At 54.8% G+C, this 22,233-nt stretch carries 20 protein-coding genes and 2 pseudogenes; 14 read left to right on the top strand and 8 right to left on the bottom strand.

Annotation, left to right across the window (positions count from 1 at the left end):
• Nucleotides 1-10 precede the first annotated feature (10 nt).
• Nucleotides 11-448 (bottom strand): toxin-activating lysine-acyltransferase, encoded by a 438-nt coding sequence (locus tag WKI41_RS03140; protein WP_116494802.1) that lies wholly within the window; start codon nt 446-448, stop codon nt 11-13.
• Nucleotides 449-895: 447 nt separating this feature from the next.
• Here WKI41_RS03140 and WKI41_RS03135 point away from each other — a divergent pair, with 447 nt between their 5' ends.
• Together WKI41_RS03135 and WKI41_RS03130 are read left to right on the top strand one after the other, a co-directional pair.
• Nucleotides 896-1,171 carry a hypothetical protein gene (locus WKI41_RS03135; protein ID WP_340192043.1) on the top strand — a complete coding sequence of 92 codons (276 nt, stop codon included), beginning with the start codon at nt 896-898 and terminating at the stop codon, nt 1,169-1,171.
• Nucleotides 1,172-1,450: 279 nt separating this feature from the next.
• A complete protein-coding gene (locus tag WKI41_RS03130; protein WP_340192042.1) occupies nt 1,451-2,113 on the top strand; it encodes a CPBP family intramembrane glutamic endopeptidase in 663 nt (220 codons plus the stop codon).
• A 269-nt stretch (nt 2,114-2,382) separates the two neighbouring features.
• Here the strand turns inward: WKI41_RS03130 and WKI41_RS03125 are convergent, their stop codons facing one another.
• Nucleotides 2,383-3,348 (bottom strand): magnesium and cobalt transport protein CorA, encoded by a 966-nt coding sequence (locus tag WKI41_RS03125; protein ID WP_340192041.1) that lies wholly within the window; start codon nt 3,346-3,348, stop codon nt 2,383-2,385.
• Between the two features lie 380 nt (nt 3,349-3,728).
• A pseudogene (locus WKI41_RS03120) lies at nt 3,729-4,298 on the bottom strand (hypothetical protein); the annotation flags it as partial.
• On the opposite strand from WKI41_RS03120, the gene WKI41_RS03115 reads away from it, so the two are divergent.
• Nucleotides 4,247-4,741, top strand: a complete 495-nt coding sequence (locus WKI41_RS03115) for an SH3 domain-containing protein (protein WP_340192040.1) — start codon at nt 4,247-4,249, stop codon at nt 4,739-4,741. The pseudogene WKI41_RS03120 and the gene WKI41_RS03115 sit on opposite strands and share 52 nt — an antisense overlap.
• Nucleotides 4,742-4,860: 119 nt before the next feature.
• Here the strand turns inward: WKI41_RS03115 and traA are convergent, their stop codons facing one another.
• Nucleotides 4,861-8,073 (bottom strand): Ti-type conjugative transfer relaxase TraA, encoded by a 3,213-nt coding sequence (gene traA / locus WKI41_RS03110; protein ID WP_340192039.1) that lies wholly within the window; start codon nt 8,071-8,073, stop codon nt 4,861-4,863.
• Nucleotides 8,074-8,310: 237 nt separating this feature from the next.
• Between traA and WKI41_RS03105 the strand changes: the two genes are divergently transcribed.
• Together WKI41_RS03105 and WKI41_RS03100 are read left to right on the top strand one after the other, a co-directional pair.
• A complete protein-coding gene (locus tag WKI41_RS03105; RefSeq protein WP_340192038.1) occupies nt 8,311-8,718 on the top strand; it encodes a mobilization protein in 408 nt (135 codons plus the stop codon).
• A complete protein-coding gene (locus tag WKI41_RS03100) occupies nt 8,715-10,367 on the top strand; it encodes a type IV secretory system conjugative DNA transfer family protein (RefSeq protein WP_340192037.1) in 1,653 nt (550 codons plus the stop codon). The genes WKI41_RS03105 and WKI41_RS03100 overlap by 4 nt, the downstream gene beginning before the upstream one ends.
• A 303-nt stretch (nt 10,368-10,670) precedes the next feature.
• On the opposite strand, the gene WKI41_RS03095 is transcribed toward WKI41_RS03100, so the two are convergent.
• Entirely contained in the window at nt 10,671-10,850 is a 180-nt protein-coding gene (locus WKI41_RS03095; protein WP_340192036.1) for a DUF3606 domain-containing protein, read from the bottom strand.
• 337 nt (nt 10,851-11,187) lie between these two features.
• Here WKI41_RS03095 and WKI41_RS03090 point away from each other — a divergent pair, with 337 nt between their 5' ends.
• Nucleotides 11,188-12,126 (top strand): nucleotidyltransferase and HEPN domain-containing protein, encoded by a 939-nt coding sequence (locus tag WKI41_RS03090; RefSeq protein WP_340192035.1) that lies wholly within the window; start codon nt 11,188-11,190, stop codon nt 12,124-12,126.
• Between the two features lie 161 nt (nt 12,127-12,287).
• On the opposite strand, the pseudogene WKI41_RS03085 reads toward WKI41_RS03090, so the two are convergent.
• Nucleotides 12,288-12,529 (bottom strand): annotated as a pseudogene (locus WKI41_RS03085) (cupin domain-containing protein); the annotation flags it as partial.
• Between the two features lie 228 nt (nt 12,530-12,757).
• On the opposite strand from WKI41_RS03085, the gene WKI41_RS03080 reads away from it, so the two are divergent.
• Nucleotides 12,758-13,093, top strand: coding sequence for a helix-turn-helix domain-containing protein (locus WKI41_RS03080; protein WP_340192034.1), 336 nt, complete (start codon nt 12,758-12,760; stop codon nt 13,091-13,093).
• Nucleotides 13,086-14,333, top strand: a complete 1,248-nt coding sequence (locus WKI41_RS03075; RefSeq protein ID WP_340192033.1) for a type II toxin-antitoxin system HipA family toxin — start codon at nt 13,086-13,088, stop codon at nt 14,331-14,333. The genes WKI41_RS03080 and WKI41_RS03075 overlap by 8 nt, the downstream gene beginning before the upstream one ends.
• A 933-nt stretch (nt 14,334-15,266) precedes the next feature.
• On the opposite strand, the gene WKI41_RS03070 is transcribed toward WKI41_RS03075, so the two are convergent.
• Nucleotides 15,267-15,635, bottom strand: coding sequence for a transcriptional regulator (locus WKI41_RS03070; RefSeq protein ID WP_340192032.1), 369 nt, complete (start codon nt 15,633-15,635; stop codon nt 15,267-15,269).
• 19 nt (nt 15,636-15,654) lie between these two features.
• Entirely contained in the window at nt 15,655-15,843 is a 189-nt protein-coding gene (locus WKI41_RS03065) for a toxin-antitoxin system TumE family protein (protein WP_340192031.1), read from the bottom strand.
• A 1,274-nt stretch (nt 15,844-17,117) separates the two neighbouring features.
• Between WKI41_RS03065 and WKI41_RS03055 the strand changes: the two genes are divergently transcribed.
• The 6 genes from WKI41_RS03055 to WKI41_RS03030 all read left to right on the top strand — a co-directional run bounded on the left by WKI41_RS03055 (nt 17,118) and on the right by WKI41_RS03030 (nt 21,966).
• On the top strand, nt 17,118-17,486 hold the full coding sequence (locus WKI41_RS03055) for a transcriptional regulator (RefSeq protein WP_340192029.1): 369 nt from the start codon (nt 17,118-17,120) through the stop codon (nt 17,484-17,486).
• Between the two features lie 314 nt (nt 17,487-17,800).
• Nucleotides 17,801-18,586, top strand: a complete 786-nt coding sequence (locus WKI41_RS03050) for an SDR family NAD(P)-dependent oxidoreductase (protein WP_340192028.1) — start codon at nt 17,801-17,803, stop codon at nt 18,584-18,586.
• A gap of 258 nt (nt 18,587-18,844) precedes the next feature.
• Nucleotides 18,845-19,399 (top strand): alpha/beta hydrolase, encoded by a 555-nt coding sequence (locus tag WKI41_RS03045; RefSeq protein ID WP_340192027.1) that lies wholly within the window; start codon nt 18,845-18,847, stop codon nt 19,397-19,399.
• A 226-nt stretch (nt 19,400-19,625) separates the two neighbouring features.
• Nucleotides 19,626-20,645: a serine hydrolase domain-containing protein gene (locus WKI41_RS03040; RefSeq protein WP_340192026.1), complete on the top strand. Its 1,020-nt coding sequence runs from the start codon at nt 19,626-19,628 to the stop codon at nt 20,643-20,645.
• 314 nt (nt 20,646-20,959) lie between these two features.
• Complete coding sequence (locus tag WKI41_RS03035; RefSeq protein WP_340192025.1) at nt 20,960-21,313, top strand: cupin domain-containing protein; 354 nt, start codon at nt 20,960-20,962, stop codon at nt 21,311-21,313.
• A 149-nt stretch (nt 21,314-21,462) separates the two neighbouring features.
• Nucleotides 21,463-21,966 (top strand): AAA family ATPase, encoded by a 504-nt coding sequence (locus WKI41_RS03030; RefSeq protein WP_340192306.1) that lies wholly within the window; start codon nt 21,463-21,465, stop codon nt 21,964-21,966.
• The last annotated feature ends 267 nt before the right edge of the window (nt 21,967-22,233 follow it).

Genomic DNA, 22,233 nt, shown 5'->3' with positions numbered 1-22,233 from the left:
TCACCGAAGGTTACCTAACATTAAACCATCGTTGAAACCTTTTGATGGATCCGTCGGTATTCCGACGGATTGAGTACGCATTCTGACCTGAAAAATAGTTCTTTCGCATATCCCTGATGACCATAACAGAATCGCCAAAGGGAGCGACGACGTCAATAAACCAGAGATTCTTGCCCGACGCCCACTTGGACTCGTGCGGCGTTATACCGTCCTCCAGAAGCTTGGAATGTGTTGCGTCATCGACGATTGCCCATGTAACAAATGCTATCGGCCGTTCGGGACCGGCGAAATATATTTTGCACTGGCCAGTGCTCAGTGCAGGAAGAAAATTTGTTTCCACGTCAGAAATCAGCCAGTTTCGATGGACCGGAGAATTCATCGCTAGAAAAATAATGCTCCCTAGGGACTCGAGGGCTGTTAAAACTTTAACTTGCTTAGTGTTCTCCATTAGAAGGCTCCCTGTTAATACCAACCGACTGATTGCACAATTTTGCCACGATTATTTGGCGAAAAACCGGCACATTGTCGCGCATTGGTTGATCTAATGTGCCTCGGTTTAAGAAAAAACGGATAAATTCAACGACAGGTCACACGGCGGAAGTTTGAAACAACTGTTTCTAAAACTTAACTGTAATAACAAGCCTTCGGGATTTTAAGCCATTGTTTGGAATGGCAAAAACTAAGATTCAACAACCTGCGAGTAATTTTCCACCGTCTGCAGCTTACTCTCCCCAATCACCTTAGGGGAGTGTTAATCACGCACAACTAATTTCAATCTTTAGTTGCTCTAGAATACGACCAATGATCTTTGGGGTTGATTTTGATGTCGAGCGCCCGGATATTTGTTCTTGCAAAAGTCAGACTTAACTCTAACCCTAACAACGGGAGAAGTTTTATGGGTGGTTCATCTGATAACAGCTCGAGCGGCAACCAAAACAGCGGTTGGGGCGGTCGAACAGGCGCTGCGGTCGGCAGCGTCGTAGGAGGTAGCGCTGGTTCGGCTGTAGGCGGTCCTTTCGGCGGCCGCGTTGGCGCGGCAGGCGGTGGCCTTGCTGGATACGCTATCGGAGACTCGATTGAAAGCGGGATTAGAAGCGGCTCATCGCCGGACTACGGTGGCTATAACGCAATGGGCGATTATAGCGGTGGACCGGGTACGTTCGGCAGATAGCTTTATCTAAACCCTAGACATGGGTTGCAGTCAGTGCAGCCCATGATCTCTAGATCAGGAGCTGAGATTGAAGCATTTGCATCTGATGATTCCGCTTCTTATAATCAATCCGCTACTTATATTTTTATTCCCCTTCGGTATTCATTCCATCGAGAAGGGCTTTATCGTTTTTGCCTTTCTTTCACCTCTCATTTCGTTCCTCTTTTGGGATTTCGTTATTAAACCTCTGCTGCAGAAGAAATAGACGCAGCTCCGCCAGCAACTTCTTCGGGATAGAATATGCAGCGATTCTGGAATCGAGCGACCGCCGGAGCTAAGACGATCCCTAAAATGGTCTTTTTAGACTGCAGAGTTGATCTTTTCTTTATTTTCGTCGCGATGGGGGTGGCTTTTCTGGCAACGCACGTGTCGGGATTTATTATGTCCGCAATTGGCGTAGAGCAGGACAGTCGTATCGATATCGCATATCTCGTCCCTATCTTGACCCTGAGCAGCGTGCTTGGTGTTTTCGCAATCCGTTCTCGCTTGGCTTTGAGACAAAGCCCGATTGCACGGTCGACAATGGTTGCTGTGGCGATAGGCTTGAGTCTTCTGGCTTCACGATCGGCCTGGAATGGATTCAATCCAACTACTTTTAATCCGACTGTCGCAGGCATATTGTTGTTGATAACAGTGTGCTTCATAGCGCCGTTGTTGGAAGAGTTATTCTTTCGCGGGTATCTTTGGAATAAGCTTTCAGCGCGGGGATATGGTGCAGGGCTGATCGTAATTGCGACGTCGCTCCTATATGTACTTCCGCACGTCCCAAATTCATTCGCCGCTTTCGCAGATTACGCGACTATCGGGCTTTCCTTGGGTGCTGTACGCTACTTTAGTGGCCGCCTATTGCTACCTGTTCTGTTTCACACTGCGATGAACTCAATGCTGATCTTCAATCTCTGAGGAAAATCGCTATTAGGTCGTAAGAGACTCAATTTAAGGAATTAAATCAGTGTCCGTCACCCCGGTGACCGGCGGCGTTACAGACACCAGAATGTGACGCGCCAGCTTTTTTGAAAATCTCCGCGTTGCGAGATGGCGGCTGCGGAACAAGCAAAGAAGCCGTCGCGGGAGACGATCAATTGGAGAAGATCAACATCCTACAGGTATATCGGAGCTGAATTATTAGTCGCAGTGCGGAAGATTGGAGGGGTGATATTTCCCGTTGGCGACTAGACCCAACCCGCACGCTTGAACCGGTAGTAAAGGATAGCGCATAGGACCAGAATGGTGGCTATCACAACGTAGTAGCCGTATTCTGTTTTTAGCTCAGGCATGTTTTCGAAGTTCATGCCGTATATCCCGGCGATAGCCGTTGGCACGGCGAGGATCGCCGCCCATGCGGCAAGCTGCCGAGTGATCGCGCCTTGCCGCTGTTGCTCGAGAAGATTTGCGGCTTCGAAGACGGATGTCACGATGTCGCGTAGCCCGATCACCATGTTTTCCACGCGGCGGACATGATCATGAACATCCCTGAAAAACGGTCTGGCGTTGTCGTCAACGCAGGGCAGTTCGAGATGGGCGAGTTTGCTGGCAACTTCCGCCATTGGCCCAATTACCCTCTGAAACTTGATGACCTGCCTGCGCATCCGGAAGATCCTGCGGATTTGTTCCGGTTCGAGGAAAGAAATGAGGACGTGCTTTTCGATCTTCAGCACCCGGTCTTCGATCGTTTCGACGAGTGGCAGATAGCCATCGACGATGAAATCAAGAATGCCGTGGAGAACATAGTCGGGACCGTGCGAGAGGAGCTGCGGTGCCTGCTCGAGTTGCTCGCGTAATTTCTGGTGGGATCGTGCCGATCCGTGACGCACTGTGATGACGTGTTGCTGGCCGACAAAGATACAGGTCTCACCGTAGATGATCTTGTCATTCTCGAGATGAGCGGTCTTGGCGACGACGAACAGCTGATCCCCATAAATGTCGACTTTGGGCACCTGCCGTCCGTTGAGTGCATCTTCGACCGCAAGGGAATGAAGCCCGAACATCGCCTTGAGGCGCGCCATTTCTTCAACCGTCGGATCGGTCAGTCCGATCCAGACAAAGTCGCCCACAGTGATCTCGAAAGGTTGCGATGAGAGTGCGACCTCATTGGCGCGCTTACCGTTGCGGTAGAGATAGGATGCGACGACTGTCATCTGGGTCCGTTGAAGCTGCTGGGATAATGGGCGGGATAGGTAAAGAGATCGAGGCCTTGATACACGCAAACTCGGCGGGGAGGTAGGCTTTAAGATCTACGGACGAGCGTGCACTCTACACTAGTAAGGATCGTCAGACGCGAGACGATCAGCGTCGCATTCGACGTTTTCGCTGCTCGACGGTGTGCGGCCCGTTTCTTAAATCGCCCATTTGCATTCCCTAACAGCCACAGATGCATATGGTGGGAATAGGCCTGCATGCATGGCAAGCGCTGTCATAAAGGGGTAATAGCGACACAAAAAAGGCCGGCTCGAACCGCACCGGCCTTTCGATTCTCTGCAGCACAAAGGTCCTCTTCAAAGAACCTCGCTGCGTTTATTTACTTGCTATACGCCAAACCACCCCACACGCGACCTTCGTCGCGGTGACGTCCGCCGTGCACGCCGCCAATATAGGCTGCAACTGCGGCCACGAGTGACGAAGCTGCCAACAGGAATGCTGTGAGAATGCCTGTGATGCGAGCCTTCTCCGCGGCGTCTGCCGCTGCTGTCTTAGCGTCCTTGGCCGCCTTCTCAGCCTGCACTCTCAGTTCGTCGAGTTTCTTCTGTGCTTCGTCAACCTTCTGCTGTGCTGCCGTTCGCACAGCCTGCACACGCTCGACCGTCTGATTCACCCGACTCTGTGCGTCTGCCTGCGGAATACCCGTGCGAGCAACGATCTAGTTGGCCAGCCACGCCTTGTCGCCATCTGATATTTCGCCCGTGGAAAGCAGATTGCTCAGGATGCCACCTGCCTGACGCTGGAAGTTAGCGACGTCCGGATCTGCACCAGGAGCGGGCGTGTCAGTGCGCAGCATTGTATCGGTGAAATAGTCGATCGGGTTCGTCTTAAGGCCCTGTGGCAAAGACTGCTCAATGCTTGGAGCGGCAGCTTGCTGAGCGCGCTGAGCCCAGGTTCGTGCGGGGAAAGAGCGTAGCCTTAAGACAGGCGCCGAATGCAAGAGCCAGTGTCCTTGATCGGCTGAATCTAGGCAAACAGGTGATGGTTCTGGCGCGTGAAGGGCAGTGGTCGCGCGTGAGCGACGACCTTACCCGGCGCGAAGGCTCGGTTGCGACCAGATTTCTGAGCGATGACGAGCCCGTTGCGAAGCGAGAAGCGCCGGAGGTCAAACAGACCGTCGAGGTCAAGCCGAAGATTTCTCCCTCGATCATCATCCAGAGGATCATCGCAGAGTCGATCGCCGGCTATCCCGGAACGTGTGCGTGTCCTTACAGCACGGACCGGCGAGGCCGCAAATGCGGCAGCAGAAGCGCCTATTCGAAACCGGGAGGTTATTCGCCGATCTGCTTTGCTGGCGACGTGTCGAGATCGATGATCGAAGCCTACAACTGATCCGCATTGGCACCTGGATTCTTCCGCTTTCGTCGGCAAACAGTGGCCAGACCCTCAAAATCGAACAAATATCAAGTTGCCAAGGATGGTGTCGCGCCTTCTGAACGTTTCCAGATAGCTCACAGCCCCAGGCCTAACCCCTTCTTTAACGACTGCTCGAGTCTATACGTCCTCGTCTGTTCTGCGACGTGCGTCCTCTCGACCAGCCTAGCCACGGCCTTGATGCGATCGACCTGCTGAAGCTGATCCCTGCCTAGCCGTAGATCCATCTTTTCCAGCTCCGACCTGTTACGCGCCCCAAACCGTTTCTCCAGCGCACTAGCGATCGTGGCTGCTTCGGCCAGTGCCTGCTGACCGTCTGGTGTCTTCGTCATCCGCTCAAGGAACTGCGGCTTCTGCTCATGTTCGAGTTGATCGAAAGCCTTGAGGATTGCCTCGCTCTTGGGCGTCAAACCTGGCACTTCGACGATGTCACGCTTCTCGCGCTGCCACTCTTCCGACCGACGCGCGTCGTCCAATCGCCGCTCCCAGGTCTTTGCAGCATACCCGACGTGGTTGGAGAGGCCCTGCGCTCTGCTCAGCGCCTGCTTGCGCCCTGCATTGTCGCCGAACAGGCCGGTCTTGCCACGCAGAACCCCAAACTGTTCCGGCCGTTCGCGAACCGCTCTGACCAACTCGGCTTTGTCGATCTTTTCATCGAGGATGAGGCCCTTGAAGGTGAGCGTTGCGGAGAAGGAATCCTGGTAAACCGGGCCTGCCATCGACTGCAGATGCACGATCTCACGCTCCAGATGCGGCATGGCGTTGTTCCGCGCAATCTCTTCGACGGTGCTGTCGTGATGCCTTATTGCAGCAACAAGCGGGGCAGGGATGTCTTGCTGCTGTGAGCGCGGTTGTTCGAGTGGTTGCTGTGGCGCGAGGCCGCGTTCCTGTTGATGCGTTTTCGCCTCGACCCTGGCGACCTCCAGCTCCTCCGTTCCGCTTGCTCTCGCCTGCAAGCCGCGCCTTTCGGCAAACACCTGCTCATAATCGAGCGTGGTTTCCTTGACGCCCGAACGCCCGATGCTGGCGACCATCTCCTTCATGTCATGCAAATCATCACGACCGGAATAGAGGGTAACCGCATCCCGGTGGCGCGTCATGGCGACATAGGTCAAATGCCGATCCATGGTAGAGGATGCCATGACGAAAGTGCGGTCGACGGTGGCGCCTTGGGCCTTGTGGATGGTGGTGGCGTAACCATGATCAAAGGATTGGTAATCTTTGACCGGGAGAGCGAGAAAGCGGGCGTTGTTTTGCCCGCCCGAAGATCCGTCGAGCCGCAAATGTAGTGCGTTCGGCTCGACGGCTTCCACCGTCCCCAACATGCCGTTCTTCACATCGAGATCACGGTTGTTTTCCAGAAGGACGATGCGATCGCCAGGGGCAAAAGCGCGCTCGCCATTGACCGTCTGATAGACGATTTCGCGGTTTATCTGGCCTTCACCGTATCCTTGTTCACTGCGAGCTTGACCATCACTTTTTGCCAGCAATCCTTCCGCCTGAAGTCGCTCCCGGATACCGTCATTGATGGCCCGAACATCGACCCGCCGATGCGCCAGTGCGATGCGTGACCCTTCCGGGTTCTGAGCCCGATCGGCAAGATAATCCCGGATCAGCTCAGCACAGGCCTGCTCTCGATCCTTGGCAAAGCGGATGCTGTTGCGCTCCGCATAACGCTGCAATCCTTCCGCAGTGCGATGCGTGGCAAAAGCGACAGACGCTTCTCTCTGCCAGTCATGTTTCTGCCGGCGGATGTCTGTGAGTTCGACCGAGCCGATGCGCTCTACAATGGCGCGGAACGGCGAACCTGCACCGATCGCCTGAAGCTGCTCATGGTCGCCAACGAGAACAAGCTTCGCACCGCGCTTCTCTGCCTCTGCAACGAAGCGCGCCAGCTGGCGGCTTGCCACCATGCCAGCCTCGTCGATGACGAGAATATCGTTGCTGCCAAGCTCGTATCTGCCGCGGCTCCAGCCATACTCCCAGGATGCAAGCGTGCGCGCTGCAATCCCGGATGATGTGGTCAAACCTTCGGCTGCCTTTCCGGCAAGGGCAGCCCCATGAACGCGGTACCCTTGCGCTTCCCAGGCCTCGCGCGCAGCCGACAGCATCGTCGATTTACCAGCCCCGGCAAAGCCGATGACAGCTGCAATCTGTGAAGGTGAGGTGATGTGACGAACAGCGGTTCTTTGCTCGTCAGTAAGACCTGAACCAACCAGCATCGCATCTTGCCGGCGAAGCGCCTGATCGACCACGCTTGTCCCCACGCGATGGCTGTTTCGCCCTGCCATGCGCAGGCTGCTTGCTGCCATCGCATGCTCGACATTGATCATCTCGCGCGTCGAGTATTTCGCCAGTTTGCTGTTCTGCGCAGGCAGAAGCTCGATGAGCTGCGGTGAGGCCATGACAGCAGCAAAGGCACGCTGGAAACCATCATTGTCGTTGATGTAGCGATGAATGGTGCGGGCGATGTCATGACGATCGAAGACGCTTTTCTCGTCGGTCAGAATCCGCAAAACCTCTTCCGGCTTTCTGCGAATGAGATCAGCGTTCTTCTTTGCTGCCTTGTCTTCCAGACGCGCACGAGAAACATCCAGCCCACGCCGTTCCATCTGGCTGGCATGCACACCCATATGCTCGGTTGGTGAGAGCTCCAGACCGCGATCGAGATGCGATCGATGATCGACGCGGATATCGAGACCGGCCTCCAGAAGATGACGGTTGGCATGATCGGCAAAGGCTTTGCGGATATCGCGCATCTGCATGTGCGAGGTGGGCAGATTGTTTGCCAGCAACCACCTGTTCTCGCGCTCGATCATCGTCTTCTCGCCAAGACGGTCTGGTGCTACCTCCCGGGTCGTCATCATCACATGGGCGTGGACATTGCGGATGTCGCTCTTGCCCTGGGGAACATGAATGGCGAAGTCGACGGCAGCACCGTAGCGGTCGGCAAGATCCTGGGCAAAGGCACGGGCGAGAGACAGGCGGGCGTCTGCACTCAGCTCATGCGGAAGAGCAATTTCGAACTCACGGGCAACGCGGGAATCCCGACGACGCTCCGCCCTCTCTGCCGCATTCCAGAGTGCTGAACGATCCAGCGCCCAGTCTGCCTCGACATCGGAAGGAAGAACGATTTCGGAGTGAACGACACCCTTCTTGGCGGTAAAATCATGGGTGAGGCCATCGCGTTCGTTCGTGAGCAGGCTTGCTGTCCGATAGGCGATGGCCGCGACGGCACTTCTGCCGCCCGATCGGCTGACCGGCTTTGCGCTGCAATGATAGATCGCCATCATTCCCCCGCGATAGACAGATCCGACAGGCAGACAGTCTCCAACTGCGCCTTGTTCTCAGGCCAAAGGCGCAAACCACGCGCCAAAAAGCGCTCAACTCGTAAGTGCGCCCTTGTGCCTCAACCGGGGGTAGCTCTGGGGAGGTCAGTATTCAACTAGCACAAATGCCAGTGGCCAATTCGAGAGGGGTTTCCTTGAATGCCGGGCTTTGACCCACAATCAGGAGGGAGAGCAAGCATGCGCAAACCCATCGAACAGCGGATCAGGGAGCTGGAAGAACAGAAGAAAGCGCTGCAATCGCGGCTGGAGAAGCAGCAGCGGGCAGAGACGGCACGGCGCAGGATGCTGCTTGGATCGTTCGTTCTGGAGCGGCTGGAGCGGGACGGTGATCCCACACATCAACACGGAGAGCTAACCGGGAAACAACTGCGTCAATGGCTGGCACGCGAGTTCCCGGCCTATCTCAGCCGCGATGCAGACCGGCTGCTGTTCGTCGATCTGCTCTGGCCGCAGAATGAGACCGATACGTCGAACCGGGCGGCGCCAAGCACTGGACTGGATAGCGCCATCGATGAGGCTGCACTGACGCTTCGAGATGACACACAACGCTTCACGAGCGAGGACGGAGGCACCGTGCAGTCATGACGGTCTGGGGCTTTGTGAAGGCGGTTGTGACAGCACCATTTCTGGGAGCCATCTGTGCAGCGATCGGCTGGGTAAATGCGGGCACCATTATCTTCCTCGACTTCGTGGTGCATTGGGCATTCGGGCTGGAGCAGGGGCTGATCAGTCAGGTCCTGCTGGTCGTGGCAAAACACCTGCCGCTTGTCTTCGGAGTGTTCGGATTCATGGGGGCCTTCGTCTCCGAGGTGCCGGTTCAATCTGTGTTCGGTACGGCACGCTGGGCCAGTGCAAAGGACATCGCATCGATGGCGGGGAAGCATCGTGCCGGTCTCATCATTGGGCGCGATCCGCAGAAGAAGGCTTTGCTGCGCTATGACGGTCCATCGCATCTGATGACGATGGCGCCGACGCGCACCGGCAAAGGTGTCGGCACGATCATTCCAAACCTGCTAACGGCGGAACGCTCGATCATCTGCATCGATCCGAAAGGCGAGAATGCCAGGATCACGGCGCGAGCAAGGGAAGGCTTTGGCGCACTGCATGTGCTTGACCCGTTCGGGGTGACGGAACGGCAATCCTCCTGCTTCAATCCGTTCGCGCATCTCGATGCCAATGATCTCGATATCGCCGAGCATGCCGGCACGCTTGCCGATGCTCTGGTCTATGACGAACCAGGCAGTTCAGGTGACGCACACTGGAACGAGGAAGCCAGGGCACTGATTGCCGGATTGATCATGATGGTGGTTGCGAGCGAGCCACCGCCTCTTCGTCATCCGGCAACGCTGCGCGACTATCTGACAAGACCGCCAAAGGCGTTTGCCGACCTTCTGACGCGGATGCAGGAGAGCAGATGCTGCGATGGTTTGATAGCGCGCGCCGCCAACCGGCATTTGGGCAAATCCGATCGCGAGGCATCGGGCGTCTTGTCATCGGCGCAGCGTCATACTCACTTCCTCGACAGTCCACGAATGAAGCGGGTGATGGAGCGATCTGATTTCCAGTTCATCGATCTGAAGCAGAGGACGCAGAGCGTGTTCCTGGTGCTTCCACCGGACAGGCTTGGCAGCTATGCACGATGGCTTCGATTGATGATCAGTCAGAGCCTGACGGAGATGGCCAGCGCGCGCAGAGGCGCTTCACCACTCGAAAGCGTTACCCCGCCAGAAGGGGCCGCTACAACATTCGGCAAGCGAAAGACAGTCGTTCCCGCAAACAAGTCTGTTCTGTTCCTGCTCGATGAGTTTGCAAGCCTTGGACGGCTTCAGGCTGTCGAGCGGGCCATGGGGTTGATGGCAGGGTATGGCGTACAGCTCTGGCCGATCCTTCAGGACATTCATCAGCTGCGTGCGCTCTACGGCAAAGGTGCCAATACCTTTCTTGCCAATGCCGCCGTGCTGCAGGTGTTTGGGGTCAGTGACATCGAGACGGCCGAGCTTGTTGCGCGTTCGATCGGCAAGCGCGATGCGCATTACATGACGGCGTCCTATGGGGAGGGCAAGCAGACCAACTCGGAGCATATCGCTGCCCGCAACCTCATCAATGCCGATGAGATCATGCGACTGCCTGACGACAGGATGATCCTTCTTCGGCAGGGGCACTATCCGGCGAAGCTTCGTAAGATCCGGTACTACGAGGACAAGGAGTTCAAAGGATTGTTCGAGCGGATTTGAGAGCGATGCAAGCGACAGGCAAAGCGCTGACCTAGCCATCGACATCGCACGTCAACGCGGTTCAGCAAGCAACGAGAACGGGCACTCACTGCGACGGAAGATGGAAGGCGATGATCGAGCCTGTCCTGACGGGAACGCGCTCACACATAGCGCCGAAGTGAGCGGCAGGACAGGCGCGCATCTTGCTCTGAAGGTAGAGAGGGAAACACCGATCACGCCATCGACGGGCAAGACGTCCGACGACAAACGAAAGCCGCCTGGATGACACCAAGGCGGCGTTCGTTGATCATGGACAAGTGGCAATCAGCCTTTGCGATCGAGCTCGTCTTCGACCAAGTCGCGGCTGTTGCCGACCGACTTGATCGCACTCCTCACATCGTCCTTCGAAACCTGTTCCTTGTTGGCCTCGTAGCGGACTTCATGATCCTGTCCACCTGCCACGCGTGCGCGATCCTGGTTACGGCCTCGTGTTGTCTCCGACATCGTTCTTCTCCTCATGTTGAGGGAGACTAACCCGCTTGGATTCTGCTGGTTCCAGACAGCGAGCGGCGAAGCAATTGCCTTCCTATCAGTTCGTTCGGTTGAACGGTAAGGCGCATTACGCGGGGTCTCTCTTCCAAGAGGTGTGCAACACAAAGAGAGATCACCCGTGCGATGTGCCACATGAGGATCGAGCTAGGTGCCAAGCCGTATCCTGACCTCCAAAAGTCGACTAGCACTTTTGCCATTTGATGAATGTTGCGAAGCGTATAAGGTCCATGGATACCACCAGCGCGATAAGATCGCAGCGACAATCGGAAGCCAGTCAGACCCCGTTCCCATGATGAAATCCTCCCTCGATCATATCCCGCATAGAAAGCAGCGAGAGCTCGCCCGTGCGCTGGAGATCCTGCACGAGGAGTTCGAGGATGCGTTGAACGAAGGCACGGCCGACTTCAAGAAGCGCGGACGCATTCTCAAGATCATCCTGTTCGGTTCTTATGCCCGCGGCACGTTTGTCGATGAGCCGCATACGATGAAGGGCTATCGCTCGGATTTCGATCTGCTGGTGATCGTCAACAATCGCAAGCTGACGGACCATGCCGCCTATTGGTACAAGGCGGCAGACCGGATCATCCGCGACAGCTTCATCGAAACGCCGACGCAGTTCATCGTGCACTCGCTGAGGGAGGTGAACACGGAACTGAAGAAGGGCCACTACTTCTTCTCGGATATCCGCAAGGAAGGCATCGTTCTCTACGAACTGGATGACGAGCCGCTGGCAGAGCCAAAGTTACTGACGGCTGAGGAACGATTGAACGTGGCGCGAGAGCATTTTCTTGAAAGGCTTCCAAACGCAGAACGATCACTAAAAACCGCTGCGTTCCAGCTTTCGAACTCTACGATCGATGCGAAATGGCGGAAAGACGCTGCTTTCGCGCTACATCAAACTCTTGAGCAGGCCTACTCCTGCGTCTTGCTAGCTTTAACCAACTACGGTCCGCCTTCGCACAACGTGAAGTTCCTGCGGTCTCTTGCCGAGGAGCAGGACCTGCGTCTCGTGGAAGCGTTTCCACGGGATCACCACCGGCAGAGAGCCTGGTTTAACACGATTAACGAAGCCTATGTTAAGGCTCGATATTCAAAGCATTTCGAGATCAGCGAAGAGGCCCTCGTTTGGCTGGGTGAGCGGACTGCCCATCTCCTTGAACTGGTGAAGGTCGTCTGCGACGAGCATATCCAGAAGCTGGAGCAGGATGTCTCGCGGGGGCAGCCGTAGCGGCTATTTTCGATTGTTGCGCCGTCTGATTTGCCAAGGTGTTTTGCAACTTGGCTAGCAATCGCGGCTCACCTTATCGAGGCATCCGTGACGACCGCAGCTTAGTTGGCGCCCTAGACCGCTCCGCTGCTGGCTGTGGCTTGAGAACGGGTGAAGTTCTTTCAGATGCGCGGGTTGGGTTCTGGTTCGCGATCTGAATCGCCTAAATTCGGCTCGCCCTTCGATTCTATCAGTAGAACCTTGCCTCTTTGTTTGCTCGAAGGCGATGCACAACCCCTTTTGGGAAGACGAATAGTTCGCCGGCCTTAATTGTGCGGGGCGGTTCTCCCTCGATATCGATTTCCATCTGACCTTCGAGGACAAAATCATCAGTCGTGTCATTCTTATGGAAAGGGTATTCGCCGATATCATACAACAAGCGCGCGATCACTTGGCGGACAGTATGTCGGGGGTATGATGTTCTTGGTGCTCCCATTTTCCGAGTGAAGCTGAGTGCCCACCTCGTGGATTGGAGCATCAGAGGTGTTCTGTGAATCCCCCAGCCGCGATGACTTCTGACATCGTTGTTTTTGTGTCGCGTTAATGTAAACTTCGTGCTACACATCGCGGCGATTTGGAGCGCGAAGCTAACATGCCTACTCCTCATAACCCTCCCGCCGCTGTACGGCGAGCGTTGCGGAAGCTTGGAGCGGACATCCGTGATGCCCGCCTCAGGAGACGGTTGCCCATGGCGATTGTGGCCGAACGGGCCTTTACGTCCCGCTCCACGCTCCAGCGAGTTGAAGCCGGCGACACGAGCGTCAGTATCGGTATTTATGCCGGTGTCCTGCACGCCCTTGGCTTACTTGATGGCCTTAGTCAGATCGCCGACATCAGAAATGACAGCGTGGGGCAGTCACTAGCCAGTTCCGACTTGCCGAAGCACGCCCACCCTAAGCGCCCGATCGGATCGTCGCGCGATGGCTGATTTTGAAGTCCATCTTGATATCCATGGTCAAACACGGTCGGTTGGGCTGGCCAGAAGCAACCGCGTTCGGGGTTCTGAGACCGTGTTGTTCGAATATGACAGTGGGTGGCTTAAAGCCCCAGATCGCTTTTCGCTGGAACCAGCTCTCGCCCTCACTCGTGGTGCCTTCGCGCCGCCTTCTGGACTCACGACATTCGGTTCCATCGGCGATTCGGCCCCTGACACCTGGGGCCGCCGGCTTATGCAACGATCCGAGCGCCGTACGGCCCAGCGCGATGGCCGAGCTGTCCGCACGCTCGCAGAGAGTGATTATCTCCTTGGCGTTGCTGACGAGACCCGCCTTGGTGCGCTCCGTTTTCGCCGGGTTGGCGAAGACCAATTTCAGGCGCCAATACTAGCCGGTGTCCCCGCCCTTATCGAACTGGGCCTATTGCTACAGATAACCGAACGTATCCTGCGCGATGAAGAAACCGATGAGGATCTCCAACTCATCTTCGCGCCTGGTTCTTCGCTCGGTGGTGCCAGACCAAAGGCATCGGTCATCGACCAGCATGGCCACCTCTCCATCGCCAAATTTCCGAAGGAAACCGACGACTACAGCATCGAGACTTGGGAGGAGATTGCTCTGCGTCTGGCCGGAAACGCTGGTATCGCAACGCCGCAGCACGAACTCATTGATGTCGCGGGCAAGAAGGTGATGCTGTCACGCCGTTTCGACCGCAACGGTGGAGTCCGGATTCCGTTCTTGTCGGCGATGGCCATGACGGGCGCGAAGGATGGCGAGCGTGGCAGCTATCCCGAAATCGTCGATGCTCTTGCCGAGCATGGGGCGAAGGGGAAAGCAGACGCGCAGGCGCTCTATCGCCGTGTGGTGTTCAATGTACTCATCTCCAACGTAGACGATCATCTGCGCAATCATGGTTTTCTATGGCTCGGAAAAGCGGGGTGGTCGCTGTCCCCGGCCTATGACCTCAACCCTGTGCCAACCGACGTCAAGGAACGGGTGCTGACGACCAACATTGACCCCGACGAAGGTACCTGTTCGCTCGATCTACTGGAGGAGGCCTCAGGATACTTCGCGCTTACGCTAGGGCAGGCCCGCGCTATCATCAAGGAGGTAGCGACCGTAACGGCGACTTGGCGTGAAATAGCCAAAGCTGCGGGGGCCCGTGCCGCGGAGATCAACCGTATGTCGAGCGCCTTTGAGCACGATGACCTGAAGCGAGCGCTGGCCCTATGACCCGAACCTTCCTTCATAGTTTTGATCCGGCTTCGGCCAGCCCCATTAGCGGCGCAACGGTTTCACTCAACGTATCTGAAATCGAGGATGCCGGAATTCCAGAAGTTCTTCAAACTCCCTGCGCAGTATATGGTGCCTGGACAATAGTCGACGCTCTTCTGTCCCTGACCGGAACGGAAACATTTATCTTTCGCGAACCCCTCGGCTAAGCACGTGAGGTGAAAGTTGCACTGTCTGGACTACTTGGGCGCTTCGTCTCCCGCGCTTAGAGAATGGACGCCAGTTGCCATGACGACGAATTCCAAGCAATCACATTGGGCAGATCGCTTTCCGGCACCAGATTCGGCGCAATGGTCGCGGTGTTTTCTCACATGACAGTTATTGGCGCAGAGCCGACGTCTGCAATCGGCCCAAAGCGGACATATAAGTTGTTTCGAGAAGAAGTTGAGCTAAGCTCATCCAAGTCGACTTGCGTTTAGGTTTGGGGATCAAATGACAAAACATCTGCCAAGTGTTTTAGGAGGCATCTCCGCTGGCCTATCAGTGTGGCTTGCGGGTGCTTTCGACGCCACATTTTGGGTATCATGCATTGCTGCGGGATGTGGAGGGTTCGCGGGCACCTACTTCGGTCAGAAGCTTGGTGGCTAAGCAAATTCTTCAAAGGCGCGATGACCGCAGTTGGCGCAGAGCTGACGTCTGCGATTGGCTCTAAACCGCCGAGACCGGAGTTGGCGCAATCCCGCCGAACGGTTTTCCCCTTGGCACCTCAAAAACGCCGAACGAATTTTTCGTTACAGGCGTCTGTGTCTGGTCTCTGCACCAAATCGACGTCATCCGTGAGATTCTCATGCAGGACGCCGGGGACCGTGTGGGGTTCGAAGACTGCCAACCAGTCCCTAAGGGAAGGGCAGCAGTTTGCGTTGCTGTCGCTGATTAGGCCGCGGCCCTGAGATCGTAATTTGCATGGATCACGTCGTAGGGGACATGAACCTTTCCGTCTCCAGTTTGTTCGAATATACCCCACTCCAACAACGCGGACGTGTCTTCGTGTACGCGCTTGACGTCACGTTCGACGGCCCTGGCAAGTCCGCGTATACTCGATGGACCGATCTTCTGAAGATGCTCAATCAATTCCCATCTTTTGGGGCTAATGACGGAAAAAAGCTGCGCCGGCGACGAGAAGGTGAAGCCTGCGACAGGCTCAGAGGAATTACCTGAGCGCATTGCGTTCGTTGCCCTGACAAACGCCTCATCAAGGGCAGCTTCACTGTCTGCTCGGATTTGAATTAAGGGTTCTCTCATTGTTTCTGCCTCCTCTTGATTATTTCCTTCCGAAAATCGACAGGAGGGTATCGGTCGTCGTGAACGAGTAAGGATGCTCAGCTCCGTCAAGGTGACGATGATTGCCTTTACCGCGTTCGTTGTCGAAACCGACGATGCGGCGACCGTCCGTTCCGTAAAACAGTCGATACTTGAACAGGTGCGTGCTACCAGGAACTGGCTCCGGCACTTTTCAGACAACGATCTCGACGATCGCACCGTCTGGCAAAATAGTTTTGGAACGCTCGGTAAGGACCGCCGCAATCATGTTGTCATTTACGCCATCGGTTCGGTTTGTTGTCAACGGCGGCAAAGGTCCGAGAGAGGGCTTTATGGTATATTTTACCTATATATACTAAATTAATACACATATTCTATATTTTATACTATGTAAATGGAATAATTTACCCCGAAATGGGTTGGCTCGCGTGATTTACGAGCGACGCGAGTTCACCAGTGGTAGGGATTGGCACTTAAAGTGTAGATTGGCCGAGGCAAAAAATATAAATTAATTGAAGCTATCTTGGGGAGGGGATTTAGCGTGGATTAGTTAGGGTGCATTTGTTTGCGGGGACTGATAATTCTGACTGTTATAGATAGATGATTTTATAGGTTTTCTGATTGTGAGAAATCAAAATGATGGGCGAATCCTAGGGGTATATGGATGAGAAGGCAGATTGGAAGGGCGCTGAGAATTGGTGGCGATCAATCGTAATAACAATATCATGATATTGTTATTACGATTGATCGCCACCAATTATCACCGCCCTTTCCAATCTGCCTTCCCACCTGTGTGCCCTAGGATTCACTATCATTTTGATTTCGCGCAACCATAAAACCTATAAAATCATCTATTTATAACAGTCAGAATTATCAGTCCTCGCAAACAAATGCACCCCAACCAATCTACGCTAAATCCCTTCCCCCAAGATAGCTTTCACCAATTTATATTTTTCCATCTCAGAAAATCCACGCTTTAAGTGGCCAATCCCTGCCACTTGCGAACTCGCGTCGCTCGCAAATCACGCACGCCGACCCGCTTCAGAGTAAATTATTCCGTTTACATAGTATAAAATAGATAACGTATGTATTAACTTATTATATATAGGTATAATATACCATAAAGCTCTCTCTCGCCGCCGTTGACAACAAACCGAACCGATGGCGTAAATGACAACATGATTGTGGCGATCCTTATCGAGGGTTCCAAAACTGTTTTGCTAGACGGTGCGATCGTCGAGATCGTTGTCTAAAAAATGCCGGAGCCCGTTCCTGGTAGCACCCACCTGTTCAAGTATCGACTGTTTTGCGGAAAGGACGGTCGCCGCATTGTCGGTTCGATAACGAACATGGCAAAGGCGATCATCGTCACCTTAACGGAGCCGAACATCCTTACTTGTTCACGACGACCGATCCACTCCTATCCGATTTTCGGAAGGAAATAATCAAGAGGAGGCAGAAACCATGAGAGAAGCCTTAATTCAAATCCGAGCAGGCAGTGAAGCTGCCCTTGATGAGGCGTTTGTCAGAGCAACGAACGCAATGCGCTCAGGCAACTCCTCTGAGCCTGTCGCAGTCTTCACCTTCTCGTCGCCGGCGCAGCTTTTTTCCGTCATTAGCCCCAAAAGATGGGAATTGATTGAGCATCTTCAGAAAATCGGCCCATCGAGTATACGCGATCTTGCCAGAGCCGTCGAACGTGACGTCAAGCGCTTACACGAGGACACGTCCGCGTTGTTAAAATGGGGTATATTCGAGCAAACTGGAGACGGAAAAATTCACGTCACTTACGACGTGATCCATGCAAATTTCGATCTCAGGGCCGCGGCCTAATCAGCGACAGCAACGCAAACTGCTGCCCTTCCCTTAGGGACTGGTTGGCAGTCTCCGAACCCCACACGGTCCCCGGCGTCCTGCATGAGAATCTCACGGATGACGCCGATGTGGTGCAGAGACCAGACACAGACGCCTGTAACGAAAAATTCGTTCGGCGTTTTTGAGGTGCCAAGGAGAGAACTGTTCGGCGGGATTGCGCCAATTGCAGACATTGCGGATGCACCAAAACTTCTTATTCTGCGACGTCGCAAAAATCAGGAAAGCAAAGTTCGATTCAATTTGAGATCTTCGCGACACGAGGAGACTGATCTATGCCGCATGAACTGCCGCCAAAAAGATACCCAGAAATGAATCGCAAGATCGCTCTCGTCACAGGCGGCAGCACGGGAATTGGGCTGGCGACAGCACGAGCTTTCGCTCGCGAGGGCGCAACCGTCATCATTACCAGCCGCAATGAGAAACGTGCGAAGCAAGCCCTGACCACACTCGCGAACGAGGGAAGTGGAAGCTGGACTCAATGCGATGTGACGGACGGTCGCGACGTCGAAAGGCTTATATCTTCGATACTAAATGAACATGGAAAGATTGACTATGCCTTCAACAACGCTGGCAGCGGGGGAAAAATGTCTCCAATAACGAGCATGAGCGAGGACGCATGGGGCAAGACGATCAACGGTTATCTTACATCGGTCTTCCTCTGTATGCGCTACCAATTGCCCGCCATGGTCAAAGCCGGACGCGGTGTCATCGTAAATAACTCATCTGTCGACGGACTTAGAGGTTATCCCCTACCAGGAGGGGCCGCATATGCCGCCGCCAAGCACGGAGTACTGGGCCTGACGCGGAGTGCGGCGCTTGAACACGCCAAGGACGGCGTTCGGATTACCGCGATCTGCCCCGGTTGGATTGGCACGTCGCCAGTCGAGAATTTTATGAAAAAAAATGAGCAAGTCGGCGCTCAAATCCTAGGACAAGAGCCCATAGGCCGACTTGGAACACCCGACGAGGTCGCTAACGGGGTTCTCTGGCTTTGCTCAGAGGCCGCTTCCTTCATGCTCGGTAGTCCGCTCGTCATGGATGGCGGTTACATGGCGTAGGATTGCGAAATCTAAAATTCACTACGCTTAAGATCTTTGGAGTTTGCGACAGACAATCGGTACGAGGCCCAATGAAGTATCAGAAATTTTTCATACCATCCGGCGATGCCGGTGTTAGTTTGGAAGTCGTTGCAACCAAACCTCGACATGACGGCCCATATCCGACGATCATTTTCAACCATGGCTCTACCGGACGAGGCCAAAACAAGGCCCTCTATTCGAGGACGATATGTCCGGCTGTCGTAGGAGACTACTTCGTTGATCGGGGCTGGATGGCGTTGTTTCCACAACGCCGAGGGAGAAGGGCTTGCTGCCGATGGCTCGGGCTATTCCTGCAATCTTGAGGTTGCGATTGCCGGCTTCGAACGGGCTGTAGAGGATGTGGATGCCGTCGTACGTCATGTGCGAGAGCGGCCTGACGTGGATCAGGACCAACTTGCTGTCGGTGGTGTTTCTCGCGGCGGCATCTTGGCGATAGCATATGCGGGGATGCGGCCGAATACATTCCGAGGTGCCGTTAATTTCAATGGCGGCTGGCTGGGAAAAGGCTGCCCAAGCCATGAAACCGTCAATCCGCTGATCTTCGAACGTGGTGCACGTAGCGGGATTTCGACGCTTTGGCTGCACGGTAGTTACGACCAGTATTACCGGATCGGGCATTGCAAAGACAACTTCGAACGGTTTCTGTCATCCGGAGGTCTGGGGAAGTTTGTTGCTGCTCCTATGGGCCATGCGTTGATGTTCAAGCCTACGCTATGGAGAGATCACCTCGATCAATACCTTGCCGATATCACTATCCCGCGGAACTTCTAACTCCGCGACAGATCGACCGCACTTGAATATTAAAAGGGAATTTTTGTCGTAACCTCACGTGCAAAAATCAGAGTTTCGCGACCGACTTGTGAAACGGCCAATGACTGCTTTGGGCCAACACCGGACGTTGCGGCTGCCGCAAAACTCCCTATTCTGCGATGTCGCAAAAGTCAGGAAAACAAGTGTCGCCTTAATCGGAATTTTCGCGATAAGGAGTAGGCTTAATTTGAGATCAGAGAAGAAAAATTTCGAAACTCACATTTCGGAGTTGATGAAATCCGCTCGCGTTCCGGGCCTGTCGATATTCATTGCGGAAGACGGATCGGAGGACATTCGCGCCTTCGGGGTTCGAAATACAGAGACAGGCGCGCCGGTTGCCAGCCAGACCGTGTTTGAAGCCGCTTCTCTGAGCAAACCGGTCGTCGCACACGCTGCACTCCAACTCGTGGATGATGGCAAGCTTGATTTGGATGAGCCGCTTTCCCGATTTGCTGGCCCATTGGTGCCCCACGATCCTGCCTCGGCAACCATCACAGCGCGCCATGTCCTCTCCCACACCACCGGACTGCCAAACTGGCGTCGAAACGATGTTCCTCTACAAACCTATTTCCCTCCCGGCTCTCGGTTCAGTTATTCGGGTGAGGGATTCGTATACCTCCAATCGGCCCTCGAACGGCTGACCGGCGAACCTCTGGCTAACGTCATTGAGCGGTGCGTCTTCGATCCCCTTGGGATGAACAATTCAAGTTTCATCTGGCGAGACAGCTTCGATGACGACGCTGCATTCGGCCACGATAGCGCGGGAAAAGCAGAAGCGAAGTTTAAGCCGGATCGAGCGAACGCCGCCTTTTCCCTCCACACGACAGCCATCGATTATGGAAGGTTCGTTGTTGCGGCGATGGATGGGGTCCTGTTGTCGGAGAAGGCCGCTCGTCTATGGACGGAGCCACAGATACCAACGCCAAAGGGACGCTTCGAAGCATTGGAGAGCACCCCGCCCGAAACAGAAACCGGGGTATATTGGGGCCTAGGCTGGGGATTGGAACCAGACGCCAAGGCGTTCTTCCATTGGGGCGCGAACCCAGGGATGACTGCTTTCGTTTTGGCAGTACCCGCAAAACGCGCCGCCTTCGTCGTATTCATGAATAGCGACTTAGGGCTAAATATCGTTCCCAGCATTGTCGAGCGCGTCGTGCAAGGTGAGCATCCTGCCCTGTCGTGGCTCGGGCTGTCACGAAATTCCTAAATTTCGCCACAGATCATCCGCCCCTGAATTTGAGGGGAAATTTCCGTCGCGAAAGTCAGGAGCAAATGTCTGACTTTTGCGACCTCTTTGCGGCACCTTGCGGGGATCGGAAGTCAGGATTTCACCAATATTGCTCCGAAGAGCGAATGACCGCTCTGGGGCAACTGCTGCCTGTGCTGCCGCTTTGCGCCAGAAGCGGACTTGCGGCGAAACTTGTTCTGCGACCGCAATCGGCGTGTCGCTGAAATTTGCACTGCTGCATGTTTGGTGTTTAGTTTGGCGGGAGCTGCAGTCCTGACGGAAGGGTAATTTCGATGCGAAACAAAGCAGTGCTCCTCGAGCGCGCTCAATGGGCCGAAAAGGACAGCGCATGGCACGGCGAATTCCAAGGAAGCGTATTTGGCACTAACGTTTCGGTCATGTTTTATACCACGGACGAAACCGGCTCCGGCCCCAGGCTACACAAACATCCCTATGACGAGGTCTTTATAGTGCGGCAAGGACGGGCGCTTTTTACCGTCGGTGAACAGCAGCTGGAGGCTAGGGAAGGTCAGATCGTGTTCGGTCCGGCCAACTTACCACACAAATATATTAACATGGGTCCGGGCCGTCTTGAGATGACCGACATTCATGTGACCGATGAATTTGCTCAAGAAGACTTGGAGTAGCCATCCGCGGCTTTCCACATCCATTGCGGTCTTCTCACGGGAGTGACAGACGACGGCTTTGGGCCTACTGCTGCTTTAGCAGGGATGCGCCGACAGGAGACATTGAAAGACAAGTCCGTTAAGTTGGCCTCGTGGAACGAGGTTGAATGATGCTTATTATTTTCGGCGGACTCCCTGGGTCGGGAAAAAGCACGGTTGCGCAGGCGCTGGCACTGAGGATAGGGGCGCTTTATCTGAGAGTGGACACAGTCGAGCAGGCAATTCGTACATCCGCACCATTAGCGGAGGGAATGGATGTTGGTCCGAGTGGGTATGTGACACTATATCGATTGGCGACCGATAATCTGCGGCTTGGGCACAGGGTCATCGCAGATTCCGTGAACCCCTTGCCTGTAACCAGGAGTGCATTTCGAAATGTCGCGGCTGAGTCCGGCAGTAACTTCATCGAGATCGAAATAGTTTGCTCTGATGCCGCGGTCCATCGCCAGCGCGCCGAGACAAGATCACCCTCTGTCGAAGGACTGTCGCCACCCTCTTGGGCGGCAATCCAGACCACGAACTACAAGCCTTGGAAAGCCGATTTGCGCCTAGACACCTCCCTTCTGTCTGTCGAAGATAGTGTGGCGGAGATTGTGAGAAAGCTGAGCGCATGACCGGTTTGGGCCAAAACCCGACATTGGAATCGGCTAGATGCTGTGCACCGGCGTAATTGCGATCGAGCGCCAAAGAGCATGCCGTCCTTGTGCCTGAACTGTCCACCGGCATTGTCGCTCATCACGTCTATGTCGGAACAGATGATTAGATTGTCTCAATTGCGAGAACCAACTTCGAGATACATTGCCACACCATCCGACCTGTTGATCATATGGTACCAGTTACCAGAGCCCTTTAGAAATGGTCCGAGCATATCGCAACCAGCA

This window comes from Agrobacterium larrymoorei, from assembly GCF_037722385.1.
Classification (GTDB): domain Bacteria; phylum Pseudomonadota; class Alphaproteobacteria; order Rhizobiales; family Rhizobiaceae; genus Agrobacterium; species Agrobacterium larrymoorei_C.
Note: the sequence above shows the minus strand (reverse complement) of the source record. Positions and strands in the feature narration are given on the sequence as shown.

Excerpts from the sequence above, each read along its gene's own strand:
- WKI41_RS03140 (WP_116494802.1), bottom strand. The coding sequence starts at position 448 with ATGGAGAACACTAAGCAAGTTAAAGTTTTAACAGCCCTCGAGTCCCTA.
- WKI41_RS03135 (WP_340192043.1), top strand. The coding sequence starts at position 896 with ATGGGTGGTTCATCTGATAACAGCTCGAGCGGCAACCAAAACAGCGGT.
- WKI41_RS03130 (WP_340192042.1), top strand. The coding sequence starts at position 1,451 with ATGCAGCGATTCTGGAATCGAGCGACCGCCGGAGCTAAGACGATCCCT.
- WKI41_RS03125 (WP_340192041.1), bottom strand. The coding sequence starts at position 3,348 with ATGACAGTCGTCGCATCCTATCTCTACCGCAACGGTAAGCGCGCCAAT.
- traA (WP_340192039.1), bottom strand. The coding sequence starts at position 8,073 with ATGGCGATCTATCATTGCAGCGCAAAGCCGGTCAGCCGATCGGGCGGC.
- WKI41_RS03105 (WP_340192038.1), top strand. The coding sequence starts at position 8,311 with ATGCGCAAACCCATCGAACAGCGGATCAGGGAGCTGGAAGAACAGAAG.
- WKI41_RS03100 (WP_340192037.1), top strand. The coding sequence starts at position 8,715 with ATGACGGTCTGGGGCTTTGTGAAGGCGGTTGTGACAGCACCATTTCTG.
- WKI41_RS03095 (WP_340192036.1), bottom strand. The coding sequence starts at position 10,850 with ATGTCGGAGACAACACGAGGCCGTAACCAGGATCGCGCACGCGTGGCA.
- WKI41_RS03090 (WP_340192035.1), top strand. The coding sequence starts at position 11,188 with ATGATGAAATCCTCCCTCGATCATATCCCGCATAGAAAGCAGCGAGAG.
- WKI41_RS03080 (WP_340192034.1), top strand. The coding sequence starts at position 12,758 with ATGCCTACTCCTCATAACCCTCCCGCCGCTGTACGGCGAGCGTTGCGG.
- WKI41_RS03075 (WP_340192033.1), top strand. The coding sequence starts at position 13,086 with ATGGCTGATTTTGAAGTCCATCTTGATATCCATGGTCAAACACGGTCG.
- WKI41_RS03070 (WP_340192032.1), bottom strand. The coding sequence starts at position 15,635 with ATGAGAGAACCCTTAATTCAAATCCGAGCAGACAGTGAAGCTGCCCTT.
- WKI41_RS03055 (WP_340192029.1), top strand. The coding sequence starts at position 17,118 with ATGAGAGAAGCCTTAATTCAAATCCGAGCAGGCAGTGAAGCTGCCCTT.
- WKI41_RS03050 (WP_340192028.1), top strand. The coding sequence starts at position 17,801 with ATGCCGCATGAACTGCCGCCAAAAAGATACCCAGAAATGAATCGCAAG.
- WKI41_RS03035 (WP_340192025.1), top strand. The coding sequence starts at position 20,960 with ATGCGAAACAAAGCAGTGCTCCTCGAGCGCGCTCAATGGGCCGAAAAG.
- WKI41_RS03030 (WP_340192306.1), top strand. The coding sequence starts at position 21,463 with ATGCTTATTATTTTCGGCGGACTCCCTGGGTCGGGAAAAAGCACGGTT.